This window comes from Chitinophaga nivalis, from assembly GCF_025989125.1.
Classification (GTDB): domain Bacteria; phylum Bacteroidota; class Bacteroidia; order Chitinophagales; family Chitinophagaceae; genus Chitinophaga; species Chitinophaga nivalis.
In genome coordinates this window covers 7,847,219-7,863,396 of the sequence record NZ_JAPDNR010000001.1, presented here as the reverse complement: position 1 = coordinate 7,863,396, position 16,178 = coordinate 7,847,219, and the positions used below count along the sequence as shown (strand labels likewise).

General features: G+C 46.0%; 16 protein-coding genes. 12 read left to right on the top strand and 4 right to left on the bottom strand.

Translation table 11 applies throughout. The features are described from left to right. Positions 1–28: 28 nt before the first annotated feature. The 3 genes from xylA to OL444_RS28750 all read left to right on the top strand — a co-directional run bounded on the left by xylA (position 29) and on the right by OL444_RS28750 (position 3,347). Positions 29–1,357 carry a xylose isomerase gene (gene xylA / locus OL444_RS28760; protein ID WP_264727597.1) on the top strand — a complete coding sequence of 443 codons (1,329 nt, stop codon included), beginning with the start codon at positions 29–31 and terminating at the stop codon, positions 1,355–1,357. A 93-nt stretch (positions 1,358–1,450) separates the two neighbouring features. Continuing rightward, positions 1,451–2,401, top strand: coding sequence for an aldose 1-epimerase (locus OL444_RS28755; RefSeq protein ID WP_264727599.1), 951 nt, complete (start codon positions 1,451–1,453; stop codon positions 2,399–2,401). 226 nt (positions 2,402–2,627) lie between these two features. Next, complete coding sequence (locus OL444_RS28750; RefSeq protein ID WP_264727602.1) at positions 2,628–3,347, top strand: carboxypeptidase-like regulatory domain-containing protein; 720 nt, start codon at positions 2,628–2,630, stop codon at positions 3,345–3,347. Positions 3,348–3,450: 103 nt separating this feature from the next. On the opposite strand, the gene OL444_RS28745 is transcribed toward OL444_RS28750, so the two are convergent. Together OL444_RS28745 and OL444_RS28740 are read right to left on the bottom strand one after the other, a co-directional pair. Beyond that, positions 3,451–4,584, bottom strand: coding sequence for a S1C family serine protease (locus OL444_RS28745; protein ID WP_264727604.1), 1,134 nt, complete (start codon positions 4,582–4,584; stop codon positions 3,451–3,453). After that, positions 4,559–5,134: an RNA polymerase sigma factor gene (locus OL444_RS28740; RefSeq protein WP_264727606.1), complete on the bottom strand. Its 576-nt coding sequence runs from the start codon at positions 5,132–5,134 to the stop codon at positions 4,559–4,561. Before OL444_RS28740 ends, OL444_RS28745 begins: the two co-directional genes overlap by 26 nt. A 133-nt stretch (positions 5,135–5,267) precedes the next feature. Here OL444_RS28740 and OL444_RS28735 point away from each other — a divergent pair, with 133 nt between their 5' ends. From OL444_RS28735 to aroC, 8 genes are all read left to right on the top strand, one after another. Further along, positions 5,268–5,510: a hypothetical protein gene (locus OL444_RS28735; protein WP_264727607.1), complete on the top strand. Its 243-nt coding sequence runs from the start codon at positions 5,268–5,270 to the stop codon at positions 5,508–5,510. A 600-nt stretch (positions 5,511–6,110) separates the two neighbouring features. Next, positions 6,111–6,935: a prephenate dehydratase gene (locus OL444_RS28730; protein ID WP_264727609.1), complete on the top strand. Its 825-nt coding sequence runs from the start codon at positions 6,111–6,113 to the stop codon at positions 6,933–6,935. 25 nt (positions 6,936–6,960) lie between these two features. Then, positions 6,961–8,124 (top strand): pyridoxal phosphate-dependent aminotransferase, encoded by a 1,164-nt coding sequence (locus OL444_RS28725; protein WP_264727611.1) that lies wholly within the window; start codon positions 6,961–6,963, stop codon positions 8,122–8,124. After that, positions 8,121–8,963, top strand: a complete 843-nt coding sequence (locus OL444_RS28720; RefSeq protein ID WP_264727613.1) for a prephenate dehydrogenase — start codon at positions 8,121–8,123, stop codon at positions 8,961–8,963. Before OL444_RS28725 ends, OL444_RS28720 begins: the two co-directional genes overlap by 4 nt. 35 nt (positions 8,964–8,998) lie before the next feature. Beyond that, positions 8,999–10,102: a chorismate mutase gene (locus OL444_RS28715; protein ID WP_264727615.1), complete on the top strand. Its 1,104-nt coding sequence runs from the start codon at positions 8,999–9,001 to the stop codon at positions 10,100–10,102. A gap of 106 nt (positions 10,103–10,208) precedes the next feature. Beyond that, a complete protein-coding gene (aroB, locus tag OL444_RS28710; RefSeq protein ID WP_264727617.1) occupies positions 10,209–11,234 on the top strand; it encodes a 3-dehydroquinate synthase in 1,026 nt (341 codons plus the stop codon). 36 nt (positions 11,235–11,270) lie between these two features. Next, positions 11,271–12,533, top strand: coding sequence for a 3-phosphoshikimate 1-carboxyvinyltransferase (gene aroA / locus OL444_RS28705; protein WP_264727619.1), 1,263 nt, complete (start codon positions 11,271–11,273; stop codon positions 12,531–12,533). 47 nt (positions 12,534–12,580) lie between these two features. Continuing rightward, positions 12,581–13,579: a chorismate synthase gene (gene aroC / locus OL444_RS28700; protein ID WP_264727621.1), complete on the top strand. Its 999-nt coding sequence runs from the start codon at positions 12,581–12,583 to the stop codon at positions 13,577–13,579. A gap of 88 nt (positions 13,580–13,667) precedes the next feature. On the opposite strand, the gene OL444_RS28695 is transcribed toward aroC, so the two are convergent. Both OL444_RS28695 and bamJ read right to left on the bottom strand, forming a co-directional pair. Next, on the bottom strand, positions 13,668–14,045 hold the full coding sequence (locus OL444_RS28695; RefSeq protein ID WP_264727622.1) for a hypothetical protein: 378 nt from the start codon (positions 14,043–14,045) through the stop codon (positions 13,668–13,670). Between the two features lie 36 nt (positions 14,046–14,081). Then, on the bottom strand, positions 14,082–14,804 hold the full coding sequence (bamJ, locus tag OL444_RS28690; RefSeq protein ID WP_307735009.1) for a BamJ family beta-barrel-assembly machinery protein: 723 nt from the start codon (positions 14,802–14,804) through the stop codon (positions 14,082–14,084). 152 nt (positions 14,805–14,956) lie between these two features. On the opposite strand from bamJ, the gene OL444_RS28685 reads away from it, so the two are divergent. Then, complete coding sequence (locus OL444_RS28685) at positions 14,957–16,144, top strand: acyloxyacyl hydrolase (protein WP_264727625.1); 1,188 nt, start codon at positions 14,957–14,959, stop codon at positions 16,142–16,144. Positions 16,145–16,178: the final 34 nt, after the last annotated feature.

Genomic DNA, 16,178 nt, shown 5'->3' with positions numbered 1-16,178 from the left:
CACTACGATCGTTTTAAACCACTTTGTTATGAGTATTACATTGGGCAACCACGAATATTTTAAAGGGATTGGTAAAATACGTTATGAAGGTCCACAGTCGGATAATCCGTTGGCCTACCGGTGGTATGATGAAAATCGCCTGATTGCCGGCAGGTCCATGAAAGACTGGTTCCGCTTTGCAGTATCTTACTGGCATACCTTCTGTGGCACTGGTGGAGATCCTTTCGGACCGGGTACCAAAAACTTCCCCTGGCTGACGGCTACCGACGCGATACAATGTGCCAAAGATAAAATGGATGCCGCCTTTGAGTTTATTACCAAACTAGGCCTTCCTTATTATTGTTTTCATGATATCGATCTGGTGGAAGAAGGTAACGGCGTAGCTGCCTATGAAAGCCGTATGCAGGAGATAGTCACCTATGCTCAGCAGAAACAACAAGCCAGTGGGGTAAAGCTGTTGTGGGGCACCGCCAATGTATTCAGCCATCCGCGTTATATGAATGGCGCTGCTACCAATCCGGATTTCGCTGTGGTGGCTTATGCCGGCGCACAGGTAAAAACAGCCCTGGATGCTACCATCGCACTCGGTGGCGAAAACTATGTGTTCTGGGGTGGCCGCGAAGGATATATGACTTTGCTGAATACCCAGATGAAACGGGAACAGGAACACCTGGCCCGCTTCCTGACAATGGCCCGCGATTATGCCCGTAAACAGGGATTCAAAGGCACATTTTTTATTGAGCCTAAACCCTGTGAACCCACCAAACACCAGTACGATTACGATAGCGCCACCGTCATTGGATTCCTGCGTTACTACGGACTGGATCAGGATTTTAAACTTAATATTGAAGTCAATCACGCCACCCTGGCCGGACATACTTTTCAACATGAATTACAGGTAGCCGCAGATGCCGGCATGCTGGGCAGCATCGACGCCAATCGCGGCGATAACCAGAATGGCTGGGATACGGATCAGTTTCCCATGCACCTGAATGACCTGACAGAAAGCATGCTGGTGATACTGGAAGCCGGCGGCTTTGCGGGGGGCGGCGTCAACTTCGATGCTAAAACCCGTCGGAATTCTACAGACCTGGAAGATCTTTTTCATGCCCATATCGGTGGCATCGATGCTTTTGCACGGGCAGCCGTGATAGCAGAAAAAGTACTGACCCAAACAGCGTACAGGCAATACCGTAAGAACCGGTATGCTTCTTTTGATACCGGTGCCGGACAAGCATTTGAAACCGGTGGACTCACGCTGGAAGACCTGCATGCCATTGCCGCAGCAGGAGGTGCGCCGGCACAGATCAGTGGAAAACAGGAATGGCTGGAAAATCTTATCAATACCTGTATATAAGCAGGGATAACCGTTTACACGTAATTAAATCATCAGGGGCAGATGTAATTCTCCCTTAATTTTTCTATTTTGTTCCAACGAAAAATCTGAACAATGAAATTTGAGATACATAACTTCCGGGAAGCAGGATTGGATATACTCGCACTCGTTGATCCACAAAGTGATACCAGGGTAGAAATTTTACCGGCACATGGCGCCCTGCTGCATGCTTTTAAAGTAAAACATCACGGCGCAACACTGAACCTGCTGGATAGCTATACCAATGAGCAGGACTTACAGGAAAACATCCGGGACAGTTTTAAAAATGTAAAACTCAGTCCTTTTGCCTGCCGCATCAGGAATGCTACTTATACCTGGGATGGACAATCCTACCAGATAGAAAATACAATAGCGCCGGGAAAAGCCCTCCATGGCTTCCTGTACGATGCAGATTTCACAGTTACCGCACAACACGCCGATGAGGAAAAAGCGACAGTGACCATGTCTTATCGCTATGAACAGGCAGATGCAGGTTATCCTTTCAGCTATGATTGTGAGGTCACTTATACTTTATACCATCAGCTGGAACTGCAGGTAAGTACTACCATCACCAACCGCAGTGCGGCCACTATTCCGGTGATGGACGGCTGGCATCCTTATTTTTCCACTGGTACACCGGTAGATGAGCTGGAGCTTACTTTTGCCTCCAATGAAATGGTGGAATTTGATGAACAACTGATACCCACCGGCAAGTTGTTGCCCTACACTGCTTTTACAGCAGGCAAAAAGCTGGCAGGGGTGGAGCTGGATAACTCTTTTATGCTGGACTTCGCAAAAGCACAGCCAATGGCTACTTTGCTGGACCCGGTAAAAAATATCCGGATAGAATTTTATCCGGGCGCCCATTACCCGGTATTACAGATCTATATTCCGCCACACCGCAACAGTATTGCGATAGAAAACCTGAGTGGTGCGCCGGACGCATTTAATAACGGACTGGGGCTGGTACAGCTGGCAGCTGGCGAAAACAAGGTATTTGATGCCCGTATTCGTATTGTCTTGTAAGCCGGATACATCACTAAAGAAAGATGATCACTATACCTTAGTAGTAAAGCGTGCTGAGGTACGGAAATAAAAGAAAGATCCTTTTGCCGGCAGGCGGAAGGATTTTTTCTTTTTAACACCATCAGCTTTTCTTTAATTTGTGTTGCGTAAGGAGATGAACAATGTCTATGCTGAGGTGTTTGTTCAGAAGAGGAAGGATAGTAAGGATTTAACTTAAAAGGATTCTATGAATTTTTTAGCGCGTGTTATCGCATTGGGAAGTTTTTTTTGTCTGGCGACCGTACAGTTGTTGCAGGCACAGGTAACTGTTACAGGGATGATTTCTGACAGTAATAAGCTGGTGCTGCCTTACGCTACCGTGAGTAATATCACTAATGGCAAGCGATCTTTGTCTGATCAGGGCGGTTTCTATAAAATATCAGCTTCCCGTAATGACAAGCTGGTATTTACTTTCGTGGGGTACCATCCGGATACGCTGGTAGTAACGCTCACAACGGGTACCCTTACCCGGAATATGGTGATGGTGCCGGCTGGTAAATTCCTGAAAGGCGTGGAAATTACAACGCAGTATACACCTTATCAGATCGACTCTATAGAACGCCGCAAACAATACGGTTATATCCTGGATCTGCCGGATACCCATCTGGCAGGAGATAATACACCGGTAGGAGCGGGTGTTGTATTTAGTCCTATTACGCGTTTCTCCAAGAAAGAAAAACAGAAACGGCAGTTTAAGAAGAATTATGAGCAGATGGAGAGAGAGAAGTATATTGATTCCCGTTTTACACCGGTGTTGGTGCATCAGGTAACCGGGCTGGCAGGCGACTCCCTGCAACATTTTATGCGGGATAATTATCCGGATTATAACCTCATGCGGACGATTCCGAATAATGACCTGATCTATTGGATCACGGATCGTTACAAAGCCTGGTCTGGCAAGAAATAATAAACTAAAGGAAAAAAAAGAAGAGCGGATATAAAAGCAACAAGCCGTATTGCTTTTTTCCGCTCTTTGTTTTTTAAAAAGGTAGATAGGGGTGAGGTATAACTTAGTTATACACTTTCACCATATAAACAAACTCTTCGAGTTTTTTGATCTGATCCATTCTGCTCAAACCTTCCAGGTGGCTTTTGTGGTTCCAGTCTTTTCTGGTTTGTTTGCTTTTAGGCATTTCTTCCAGCAATCTTTTCAGGTGTGCTGATTTAACGGCGAAGGCTATACCATCAGAAGTGGTTTGTTTGCCGGTAACGATACCTATTACATCGCCTTTGTTATCCAGCAGCGGTGCGCCGCTGTTGCCGGGATTTACCGGAATAGATACCTGGTAGGCCGTGGTATCGCCGTTGAAGCCGGTTTTAGCACTGATGTAACCTTTGCCATAGACAATTTCATCCCGGGGGAATCCCATGGTGAATACTTCTTCACCCAGTCCGGCGTTTTGCGGTTTCAGCGCATAAGGTAAAGGTTGGCCTTTGAAAGAGGAATCCGCGATTTTCAATACGGCCAGGTCACTGGAAATATCTTCAAATACACTGATGGCTTTAAATGCTTCTCCTTTATTATTCTGTACGTATACAGAGTCGGCACCGGAAATGACGTGGTAGTTGGTAACAATATACCCGTTGCCGGAAACGGCAAAACCGGTTCCGCCGTAGGTGCCCGGGTTTACCGGTGCTCTGTTTTTACGGTTAATATCGTTGATGATGGCAGTCTGGGAACGTTGAATATTATTCAGGACCCTTCTTACATCTTCATATTGTGCAGTAGATTTGTTGCGGGCCGCATTCTGTAATACCGCGATGGTAGACAGCGAGGTAACGAGTGCGATACAGGCGGCAGCAGCCAGGTTGGTAATGGTTCTGCGGCGGATGGATAATCTTTTGGCAGCGAGTGTAGCGTCCTGCGCTTGTTTGCGAAGGGTAGGCATATCGAGTTGCTGGTGCAGCTGATCCATTTTGGCCTGCAGGTTTTGTCTGTCACCGTATGACTGCAGTTGCTGTAATAAAAACTGATGTTCTTCTACCTGCTGATTGATCAGCGGGTTACTTTGACGTAATGCTTCGAATGCAGCTTTTTCCTGCCCGCTCATTTCCCCTTCCAGGTAACGTTCAATTTCACTTAATAAGATCATATCTTCTTTCATGGCCGCTTGCTGCTTATAGTGATGTATTATATTGCTCAAAAAATAATTTCTTTAGCCGCATCAGACATTTGTATTTCTGATTTTTGGCATTTTCAGCATTGGTATAGCCGAACTTTACTGCTATTTCCTGCATAGATTTTTTATGCAGATAATAATCTTCCAGTATTGTTTTACAAGGTTCGCCCATACTGCTCATGGCGCCTTCCATTATCCGGAACTGCTGATCCCTGGTGGTATGTTCTTCCAGTTCTTCTGCAGCGGGTATCACTTCTTCCATTTCGGGTGATAAAGCATACATGCCGTAAGTGCGTTGTATCTTTTTTAACCAGAGATGGCGGCAAACCGAATAAAGAAAGGTTTTGAGCCTGCTGCTTAAAGTAAAATCACTTTTGCTCACCTTTTCATACAGTACTATAATGGCTTCCTGGAAAATATCTTTGGCGTCATCTTCCGAGCCATTGTGCTGCAGAATCATCCTTAAAACCATTGGAAAATGTTCTGAATAAATGATTTCCAATGATTTATCATCACTTTTTGCCAATCCCAGCAATAACTCCCTGTCTTTTTCTATGTCTTGATTTTGCTTCACTCTTAATACGGTTATTAGGCCTTTGGTAACCCAAAGTACCGAAAAAAAATTTTTTTCAAATCTTGGGTTACCTTTTGGGTGACCCGGGTATAAAGGTTAAATCATTCAAAAAACAACTTAAAACTATTGTACGATGAAGAACGTAATTAAAATCGGTTTCCTGGCACTTTCTTTTGGTCTGTTCGCAGTTGCTTGCGGTGGTGGCGAAAACAAATCTGCTGTTGATTCAACTGTAAATGCTGCTGGTAACGCTATCGATTCAACTGTTGCTAAAGTTGATTCTACTGTGAATGCAGTTGCTGATTCTGCTCACGTAGCACTGGATTCTGCTGCTTCTCACGCTGCTGCTAAAGTTGATTCTGCTGTAAAACACTAATTTTTAACCTTTTAGGTTTTATAAATAACCGTTTGGGCTTAGCCTGAACGGTTTTTTTATGCCAGTTTCCGTCCAAACAAGATCGGGGCCGTTTTTATATGGTATCACGCTCTCAAAAATGTTTTTTAAATTTTTTCCAATAATGGTACCTGTTTTTTAAAATTATCATATTTTTCCTCTTAGGGTATTGGATAATTAAAATCGTGCCGTACTTTTGTTTAGCATTAAAAAATGCCACACAAATAAGATTATGATACAACAAGCGACTTTTGGATTTTTTAGCTTTTATTATTTCTGGTACCAGGAATAGGAAGGTCGTTTGTCAGTATAAAATATAAAAGAAACTACAAAAAGGCCTTCCGGTGATCCGGGAGGCCTTTTTGATAATAACAACACAAAGATGATGTCACCAGTTAACAAGAACCGTTACTTTTTTTATTACTTCTCTTACTTCTTTTATGCGAAGAAGCCAGGGACTCGTTTGCAATAAAATAACTTTAAATATAAAGTACAGCGCAAAGGGTCCCATTCACGGGACCCTTTCTGTTTTAAATAGCTAGTTGCTGTAGCAACTAAAAACAAAAAAATAATCAATTACACATGAAAATTGCAATACAAGGGTTTGAAGGATGTTTTCACCAGGTGGCTGCCCAGGAATTTTTCGGTAAACAAACGGAAGTGGAATCCTGCGCCTCCTTTGCTGAGCTGATCCGCAAAGTGAAACATCAACCCGATGTGGATGCAGGTATCATGGCTATCGAAAACTCTATTGCCGGCAGCATTTTACCCAACTACACCCTGATAAAAAATTCAGGACTCCATATTACCGGTGAAATTTACCTGCAGATTAACCAGCATCTGATGACATTACCCGGTCAATCTATGGAAGATATCAGAGAAGTGCATTCGCACCCGATGGCTTTGTTACAGTGCATGGACTTTCTAGAAAAGTATCCGCATATTAAACTGGTTGAAACAGAGGATACTGCATTGAGTGCCAGGCATGTACGTCAGAAAAAACTGAAAACTACCGCTGCTATTGCAGGTAAACTGGCAGCAGATATCTTTGAGTTGGAGATCATCGCTCCCAATATTCACACGAATAAGAATAATTATACCCGGTTTCTGGCAGTTTCCCGTAACAGTGTAACTACCCCACCGGACGCGAACAAAGCATCGGTTTATTTTCAAACCAGTCATGATCGCGGAAGCCTTGCGAAAGTACTTACAAAAATTGCAGACGCCGGAATTAACCTATCCAAGCTGCAATCTTTTCCTATCCCGGCAAAAGAATGGAACTACTACTTCCACGCCGACATGGAATTTGACAACCCCGCCCACTTTGAAAAGGGGTTAGGTGAAATATTGCCATTGACCGAACACCTCAAAGTGTTAGGCATTTACAAAAAAGGAAATACACATTAATCAGTTTCAGAAATCCGGATGGACTATGCAGATACAGGTAGCTAAAAGATTACAGGGTACAGAAGAATACTACTTCTCCAAAAAATTGCGGGAAATAGAAGAAATGAACCAAACAGGTGTTCGGGTGATCAGCCTGGGCATCGGTAGCCCCGACCTGCCGCCCCACCCATCCGTGGTGGCTGCATTGCAGGAGCAGGCAGCTTTACCCAATACCCACGCTTATCAGGGGTACAAAGGTATTCCTGCTTTACGCCAGGCCATGGCCAGCTGGTACCACGAATACTACCAGGTGAGCCTGAACCCGGATACGGAAGTACTGCCACTGATAGGTTCCAAAGAAGGGATCATGCACATTTGTATGACCTACCTGCAGGAAGGGGATGCCGCCCTCATTCCCAACCCGGGATACCCTACCTATCGTTCGGCGGTAAACCTGAGCGGCGCTACGGTAATCAGCTACGACCTGATAGAAGCCAACGGATGGCTCCCCGATCTGGATGCATTGGCCCAAACAGACCTGAGCCGGGTGAAACTGATGTGGGTAAACTATCCGCATATGCCCACCGGCGCCAGGGTGAACAAGGAGTTTGCACAAAAGCTGATTGCTTTTGCCAGACAACATAACATCCTCATCTGCCATGATAATCCTTATAGCTTCATCCTGAATGAACAACCGGAAAGTTTGTTGCAGTTTGAAGGGGCAAAGGACGTGGTACTGGAACTGAACTCGCTGAGCAAATCGGGCAATATGGCCGGCTGGCGGGTAGGTATGATGGTCGGTAAAGCAGAATGGATTTCAGATGTACTGCGTTTCAAAAGCAATATGGACTCTGGTATGTTCCAGCCCGTACAGCTGGCGGCAGTGAAAGCGCTGCAACTGGGCAGCGAATGGTACAGTAGCCTCAATACCATTTACCGCGCCCGGCGGGAAAAAGTATATCAGCTGCTCGACCTGCTGCAATGCACCTATGATAAAAACCAGGTGGGTATGTTTATGTGGGCACGTATCCCCGATACCTATGAATCCGGCTACACGCTGGCAGATCAGGTATTACAACAGGCCCGCGTATTTATTACCCCGGGAGGTATTTTTGGTAGTAACGGTAACGGCTATATCAGGGTAAGCCTTTGTCAGGATGAAAAGGTTTTCCAGGAAGCAATAGACCGGATCAAAACAGCATTAAAATGATTGTATCAATAATTGGAACAGGCCTTATCGGCGGCTCGCTGGCTATTACCCTGAAAGAAAAGGGAACTGCCTCCCGGGTAATCGGCGTTGATCTTGACGCCGCCCACCTGGCACGGGCCGTGGAACTGAACATTATCGATGAAGGCGCCTCACTGGATGTAGCCATGGAACGTTCAGACCTGCTGGTGCTGGCAATACCCGTAGATGCCGTGCTGCAGATCCTGCCCCGCATCATGGATAACATCCGCCCCGGACAAGTCATCATGGATGTAGGCTCCACCAAGGCAGAAATACTGGATCTGGTTAAAGACCATCCCAACAGAGGCCGCTTTGTAGCGGCTCACCCCATGGCAGGTACCGAGTACTCCGGTCCGGATGCTGCTGTACGCAACCTGTTTGTACACAAAACAATGGTGTTGTGCGACGTTAAAAACAGTGATGAAGATGCCCTGGAGTTAGTGGAAAATATGGTAGACCAACTGCAGATGCGTACCGTATATATGAATGCGGAAGAACATGACCTGCATACAGCTTACGTATCCCACATCTCACACATCACTTCTTTTGCACTGGCATTAACCGTGCTGAAGAAAGAAAAAGAAACAGGCCGCATCTTTGAACTGGCCAGTGGTGGTTTTGAATCTACCGTACGTCTGGCGAAAAGCTCGCCGGATATGTGGGTGCCTATCTTCAAACACAACCGCAGCAATGTACTGGATGTACTGGACGAACATATCAACCAGCTGCAGCAAATGAAAACACTGCTGGAACTGGAAGACTATGACACGTTCTATAAATTAATACAGAAATCAAATAAAATCAGGAAAATCCTGAAGTAATCACTTAATACTAACAATCTCCTTAACTTAATACTATGGTACACACAATGGAAGAAATACTGTCGCAAACCAAGTTCTCCGATCCTGCCTCTGATAAGAAGCCACTGATCATCTCCGGCCCTTGCAGCGCTGAAACGGAGGAACAGGTATTAGCTACCGCCCTCGCATTACAGAAAACAGGTAAAGTAGATGTTTTACGTGCCGGTATCTGGAAACCCCGTACCCGTCCAGGTTCTTTTGAAGGTATTGGTACCAAAGGCCTCGCCTGGTTACAGAAAGCCCGCGAAATTACCGGTCTGCCTTTAGCTGTGGAAGTAGCTACTGCGAAACAGGTGGAAGACGCGTTACATTTCGGTGTAGATATTTTATGGGTAGGAGCCCGTACTACAGTAAACCCTTTCTCTGTACAGGAAGTAGCAGATGCCCTGAAAGGTGTGGATACAACGGTGTTAATTAAAAACCCTATCAACCCTGATCTGGAACTCTGGATCGGTGCGGTGGAAAGAATACAAAAAGCAGGCATTAACAAAGTGGGATTAATCCACCGTGGTTTCTCCAGCTATGGTAATACACAATACCGCAATGCGCCGATGTGGCACCTGGCTATTGAGCTGAAACGCCGTATGCCGGAACTGCCAATGATCTGCGATCCAAGCCATATCTCCGGCCGTCGTGATATCCTACAGGAAGTTTCTCAGGAAGCCATTGACCTGGATTACGATGGACTGATGCTTGAAACACACGTAGATCCGGATAATGCCTGGAGCGATGCCAAACAACAGGTAACCCCTGAAAAACTGGCGGAACTGCTGGATGGTATTGTTTGGAGAAGAGAACATACCGATAAAAAAGATTTCAACTCTGCCCTGGAAAAACTGCGTGCGCAGATCAATCAGGTAGATGATGAAATTATGCTGCTGCTCGGCAATCGTATGAAAATTGCAGAGAAAATTGGTAGCTACAAAAAAGAAAATAACATCACCATCCTGCAAACCAACCGTTGGAACGAAATCCTGGAACGCAACATCGCTAAAGGTGAAAAACTGGGCCTGACCAAAGAATTCATCCTGAAATATTTTGATGCGGTACACCTGGAATCCATCAACCGCCAGAACAGGATCATGAACGAAGAAAAATAGCTTTTATCCTTTACTATTTATCTTTCAGTTGTTGTAATAACGGAAACGGCTAAACGATAATTGTAAAATTAAAAGCGTTTACTAAAAGCTAAATGCGATCAGCTAAATGCTAATACAAACGCACCGGTTTCAACAGCAGGCTACCCAGTATTTTTTAGGGGAAAGCCTGCTGCAACTTGGCAACCACGTAGACAGGAACAGGGCCGTACTGGTCATAGATGAAAATGTGGAACGGCATCACGGACATCACCTGCATGACTGGAAAAAAATTATTGTTCCGGCAGGAGAAGAAGTGAAAAACATGGCTACCATCGAAAATATAATCGATGGGTTAACCGCGCACGAAGCAGACCGTAAAACAACACTGGTAGGTATTGGCGGCGGCATGTTGACCGACGTAGCCGGATTTGCCGCCGCTATCTATATGCGGGGGATTCCTTTTGGTTTCGTACCTACTACTTTACTGGCACAGGTGGATGCTTCCATTGGCGGTAAAAATGGCGTGAGCCACGGCAAACATAAAAACCTGCTGGGCATCATCCGTCAGCCATCGTTCATCCTCTTTGACTATACGTTGCCGCTGACCATGCCGGATGAAGAATGGCACAACGGTTTTGCGGAAATCATCAAATACGCCTGTATCATGGATGCAGCCCTGTTTGATTTCCTCGAAGCCAACAAAGAAAAAGCCCTGTTGCGTGATGTAGCCGTACTGGAATATCTCGTGGAAAAATCTGTGGCTGCCAAAACCAAAGTGGTACTGGAAGATGAGTTTGAAAATGGCCCGCGCCGCTGGCTGAACTTCGGCCATACACTGGGTCATGCGGTGGAGAAACTGGAGCACATGGCACATGGTAAAGCCGTGGCAATAGGTATGGTAGCTGCCAGCCGTTTTTCAGAAAAACTGATCGGGTTCCCGGCAGAACAGACGCAGCGACTCATCAGACTGATCAGCAATTACCAGCTGCCGGTAGCATTTACTTCCGATAAAACGGCGGTATTCGACATCTTCAAACTCGACAAGAAGCGGGAAAAAGACGTAATACATTTTGTATTACTGGAGGAAATAGGGAAAGCAACTACGATGGCTGTACCTATTACGGAACTGCGGGAGCTGCTCCAGGAGTTATAAATTTTTTAACCAACAAAAGGCGGAAGACATATACATATGCAAGTTACTGTATCACCAGCGATCATTAAAGGAACCGTTACAGCCAACCCTTCCAAGAGTGCTATGCAGCGCGCTGTGGCAGCGGCTTTACTGGCAAAAGGGAAAAGCATTATCCGCAATCCCGGCCTGAGCAATGATTGCCTGGCTGCACTGGAAGTAGCCGAAAACCTGGGCGCTAAAATTAAAAGGGAGCCGGAACATTTTGAAATTACCAGCAACGGGGTACAACCGTTTTATGATGAAATCAATTGCGGCGAATCAGGTTTAGGTATCCGGATGTTTACCCCTATTGCAGCGTTATCGTCGCTGCCGATTACCATTGATGGCCACGGTAGTTTAACAACCCGCCCGATGGATTTTTTTGAAGAAGTACTGCCGCTTTTGCAAGTGAAATGTACGACACAGGGTGGTAAATTACCCTTACATATTCAAGGTCCTTTACAACCGGCTGCTATTACCATCGATGGTTCTTTAAGCTCCCAGTTTCTGACCGGGTTGCTGATGGCTTATGGCGCAGTTGCGGAAGATGTGACCATCACTGTGAAAGATCTTAAAAGCAAACCATACATTGCGTTGACCCTGCAACTGATGGCACAATTTGGTGTTACGGTTACAGAAGAAAATTTTGAAAAATTCCATTTCGGAAAAAAACAAAGCTATAAAGCAGGTGAATATACCGTGGAAGGAGACTGGAGTGGGGCGGCTTTCCTGCTGGTAGCAGCAGCGGTAGCCGGTAAGGCAGAAGTACAGCACCTGAACACCGCTTCTGCACAGTCAGATAAAGCGATCCTGGAATCACTGGAAAAATCCGGTGCACACGTATTACAGGGTATGTTTACCGTTAATATAGAAAAAGACAAACTGGTGGCATTCGAAACAGATGCGACAGATTGTCCCGATTTATTCCCGCCGCTGGTAGCCCTGGCTGCTAACTGTAACGGTACTACGAAAATAAAAGGCGTGAGCCGCCTGGCGCATAAGGAAAGCGACCGTGGACTCACCCTCCAGGAAGAATTTGGTAAAATGGGTATCCGCATAGACCTGGAAGGAGATGTGATGCTGGTACATGGCGGTACCGGAATTAAAGCGGCTACCGTACATTCGCATAATGACCACCGTATTGCAATGGCCTGCGCAGTAGCAGCCCTCACCGCAGACGGACCGGTAGTGATTGAAAATGCAGAAGCCATCAATAAATCATATCCGGAATTTTATGATCATCTGCAACAGCTGGGCGGTAAAGTATTGGTGCATGCATAACCTTGTTGCAGGTTATTCCTCTTTTTAAAATCTTAAATCATCAGCTTGTGAACAGTTTTGGTAGATTATTCCGTGTAAATGTTTTTGGCGAGTCGCATGGCGCCAGTGTAGGCGTAAACATAGATGGTATTCCGGCAGGTATTCCCCTGCAGCAGGAAGACTTTCTCGCCGACCTGGAAAGACGTAAAGGTGGTGCCCGTGGTACTACGCCCCGTAAAGAAGAGGATCTGCCTTTTATCAAGTCAGGTGTATTCAACGACCATACAACAGGAGCGCCGGTAACGATTCTCTTTGAAAATAATAATACCCGCAGTACGGATTATGAAAAGCTGCGGGAGTTTCCGCGGCCCGGTCATGCCGATTTTGTGGCCACGGAAAAATTCGGTGGCTTCGAAGACTACCGTGGCGGCGGCCATTTCAGCGGCCGGCTTACCTTAAATCTGGTTGCCGCCGGTGTGATTGCCAAAAAAATATTGGGCAAGGATATCAGTATCCAGGCAGTTATCAAGGAAGTAGGCGGTTATGCGGATGCGGAAGAAGGACTGAATGCAGCCATTGCAGCCAAAGACTCTGTTGGCGGCGTCGTGGAGTGTGTGGTGGAAGGATTGCCGATTGGCCTCGGTGAACCGTTTTTTGATTCGCTGGAATCGGCCCTCGCACATGCGGTATTCGCCATTCCTGCTATTAAAGGAATTGAGTTCGGCTCCGGCTTTGCCGCTGCCCGTATGAAGGGCGTGGAGCATAATGATGCCATTGTGGATAAAAGCGGTAAAACAGCTACCAATCATGCCGGTGGCGTGGTAGGAGGTATTACCAATGGTAATCCGCTGGTGTTCCGTATTGCTGTGAAACCTACTTCCAGCACACCTAAGGAACAACAAACCCTCAATATTAAAAGCGGAGAAGTAGAAACCTTCAGTGTAAAAGGTCGGCATGACCTGTGTATAGCGCTGCGGGTGCCTGTGGTACTGGAAGCCGTGACCGCCATGGTACTGGCCGATTTCATATTGCTGGAACAACGCCGGCCCAGAATTTTTTCTGCATAAATCATCAACATAAAAAAATCAGGGATCAATTATTTCCGGAAAGTAATCTTACCGGAAACCATTGATCCCTGATTCGTTAGATATGCCTTTACTCCCCGATTCTTTTCCGCAGCAGAGCTCTTTGCTGCAACAGTTGAAAGGAAACCGTTGCCCGCCGGGAATAAATAAAATCGTAGATATACAAAGCTTTCGATAATTCAGATTGTGTTTGCAATACGGCTGCCAGCAGTTCCAGGGTGGAAGTATGCAGGTGGTTATCCCGGAGGTATGCCTGAAAATCTTCCATCGTGGCGTGGGTAACATCCTGCAGCATCAGATCACTTTCCGCTGCCAGTACCTCATTCATAGCCCGATCCATCTCCTGAAGAGCGGGAGCAGACTTTTGCAACCCGGCTTTACTCAGGGCTTCTCCGGCTTCCCGGATCAGCTTTTCCAGTAAATCTTCTTTCCGATATGATACGCCCATGAAATTTTTTTAAGGGGATAATAATCCGCGCGCGTCTTACTTAACGATATCGAGCAGTTCAACATCAAATACCAGTGTGCTGCCGGGACCAATTTTCGGCCCTGCCTGACGTTCGCCGTATGCCAGGTCAGCAGGAATAAAAAGGCGCCATTTGGAGCCTACCGGCATCAATTGCAGGGCTTCCGTCCAGCCTTTGATCACACCGTTTACCGGGAATGTAATCGGCTCTCCTCTGTCTACTGAACTATCAAACACAGTACCGTCGATTAATGTACCGTGGTAGTGGGTTTTAACTTTATCAGTGGCGGTAGGTTTCGGACCGGTACCTTCTTTCACGATTTGGTATTGCAAACCACTCGGAAGCGTAACAATACCTGGCTTGGTTTTATTTTCTGCCAGGAATTTTACACCGGCTTCGCGGTTTTTGGCAGATTTTTCTGTTTTCAGCTGCTGCAGGTAATTGCTGATGCTCATATCACTTTGTTCTTTAGATAAGGTTAAAGGTTGACTTTTTAAGACATCCTGAATGGCTTTGGCCAGTAAAGTGGTGTTTACATTTTCCAGACCCTGTGCTTTCAGGTTATCTGCGATATTCAAACCAATACCATAACTGACACTATCCAGACGTGTTTTCAATACCTGGCCTTTTGCCAGTGGTTTAGCTGTTCCTGTTTTAGGTTTGGCTACCGGTTTGGATTGAGAAAAACCTGGAAGGGACAGTACCCCGAGGGCACCAATAAACACATATTTTTTGTACATAAATTAATGGTTGTCAGTGTTTTGTTTGAATAAGGCGTTATAAGATGTATGCAAGTTAACTAAATAACTTATTACGCGGTATCTCCGGTAGTAGTCTAAAACAAAAGAAAAGGTTAATTGTTTTTTCGTATAGGTTTACACGTTAAGAGTTTATGAAGCATTTTTTGATGATGGTGCAACTTTGGTGCACAGTATTGGTAGTCCAGGCACAGGATACCACAGATCTTTGGCAGAAGGCAAAACAAAACCCCAATCTGGGCAGATTTAAATACCTGGAGCTCAAACTACACAATGGTTCCCACATTTATAACGGCGAGAATATGGGCGAATTCCTGAAACATGGGTATCAGTCAATGGAAATACGTATGGGCTGGCAGTCTACCGGCGCACACGACTGGCAACGCGCCCTCAATTACCCCAGTTACGGCCTGGGATTTTATACCGGTTGGATAGGCGAAGCTACCATATTGGGTAATCCCAGCGGATTGTATGGCTTTTTTTATGCGCCGCTATGTCGTCGTAAGCGACATACATTCGAAGCCGGTCTGGCATTGGGGTTAACCTATGACCTGAATACCTACGATAAGCACACCAACCCGTTGAATGATGCTATCAGCTCTAAAGTGGATGTGTATTTTAACCTGAGCATCGGTGGGGTGTGGAAGGCATCGGAGATATGGGACCTTACCTACGGGCTGGATCTGACGCACTTCTCCAACGGCCGTACCCATACGCCTAACCTGGGTTTGAATATGGCAGGCTTCAATGTGGGCGTACGTTATCATTACAACAGTATCAAACGGATTGTTAAAAAACAGATAGACAGTACCTATACGGCCAATATCCGGCCTACGTTTATTGTAGCGCCTTTAAAACCGCTGCGGCAACGGAATGAGGTCAGCATTTACGGCGCCTTTGGAGTGGTACAACATGACAGCCGGCAGAATACCAGCGCTTTTTACGGTACCGCATCGCTGGTGATGGATTACAGCCGGAGGTACAGCCACATTGCCAGTTTTGGCGCCGGCCTGGACGGATTCTATGATGGTTCGCTCGGCTATACGTATGAACAGCAATATGGTGGCCGGGTACGCACGGGCGATAAAATGCTGGGGGGTATTCACATTGGTCATGCCTTGCATTTACAACGGTTTGATCTTGTCACGCAGATGGGTACTTACTGGTACCAGCGGGATGACAAGAAAGGGTCTGTGTTTTTGCGGGTAGGACTACGCTATAACCTGCATAAGAATGGCTTTATGCAAATCGGATTAAAAACCCTCAATGGTGCGAAAGCTGATTGGGCAGAGTGGGGAGGCGGTGGAAAAGTAGCCTGGTAACGATATATAAAAAACGGTCCCGCAGTTGATGCGG

What these genes read in the sequence shown, in the direction of transcription:
- xylA (WP_264727597.1), top strand. Translation starts at nt 29, where the DNA reads ATGAGTATTACATTGGGCAACCACGAATATTTTAAAGGGATTGGTAAA.
- OL444_RS28755 (WP_264727599.1), top strand. Translation starts at nt 1,451, where the DNA reads ATGAAATTTGAGATACATAACTTCCGGGAAGCAGGATTGGATATACTC.
- OL444_RS28750 (WP_264727602.1), top strand. Translation starts at nt 2,628, where the DNA reads ATGAATTTTTTAGCGCGTGTTATCGCATTGGGAAGTTTTTTTTGTCTG.
- OL444_RS28735 (WP_264727607.1), top strand. Translation starts at nt 5,268, where the DNA reads ATGAAGAACGTAATTAAAATCGGTTTCCTGGCACTTTCTTTTGGTCTG.
- OL444_RS28730 (WP_264727609.1), top strand. Translation starts at nt 6,111, where the DNA reads ATGAAAATTGCAATACAAGGGTTTGAAGGATGTTTTCACCAGGTGGCT.
- OL444_RS28725 (WP_264727611.1), top strand. Translation starts at nt 6,961, where the DNA reads ATGCAGATACAGGTAGCTAAAAGATTACAGGGTACAGAAGAATACTAC.
- OL444_RS28720 (WP_264727613.1), top strand. Translation starts at nt 8,121, where the DNA reads ATGATTGTATCAATAATTGGAACAGGCCTTATCGGCGGCTCGCTGGCT.
- OL444_RS28715 (WP_264727615.1), top strand. Translation starts at nt 8,999, where the DNA reads ATGGTACACACAATGGAAGAAATACTGTCGCAAACCAAGTTCTCCGAT.
- aroB (WP_264727617.1), top strand. Translation starts at nt 10,209, where the DNA reads ATGCTAATACAAACGCACCGGTTTCAACAGCAGGCTACCCAGTATTTT.
- aroA (WP_264727619.1), top strand. Translation starts at nt 11,271, where the DNA reads ATGCAAGTTACTGTATCACCAGCGATCATTAAAGGAACCGTTACAGCC.
- OL444_RS28695 (WP_264727622.1), bottom strand. Translation starts at nt 14,045, where the DNA reads ATGGGCGTATCATATCGGAAAGAAGATTTACTGGAAAAGCTGATCCGG.
- bamJ (WP_307735009.1), bottom strand. Translation starts at nt 14,804, where the DNA reads ATGTACAAAAAATATGTGTTTATTGGTGCCCTCGGGGTACTGTCCCTT.
- OL444_RS28685 (WP_264727625.1), top strand. Translation starts at nt 14,957, where the DNA reads ATGAAGCATTTTTTGATGATGGTGCAACTTTGGTGCACAGTATTGGTA.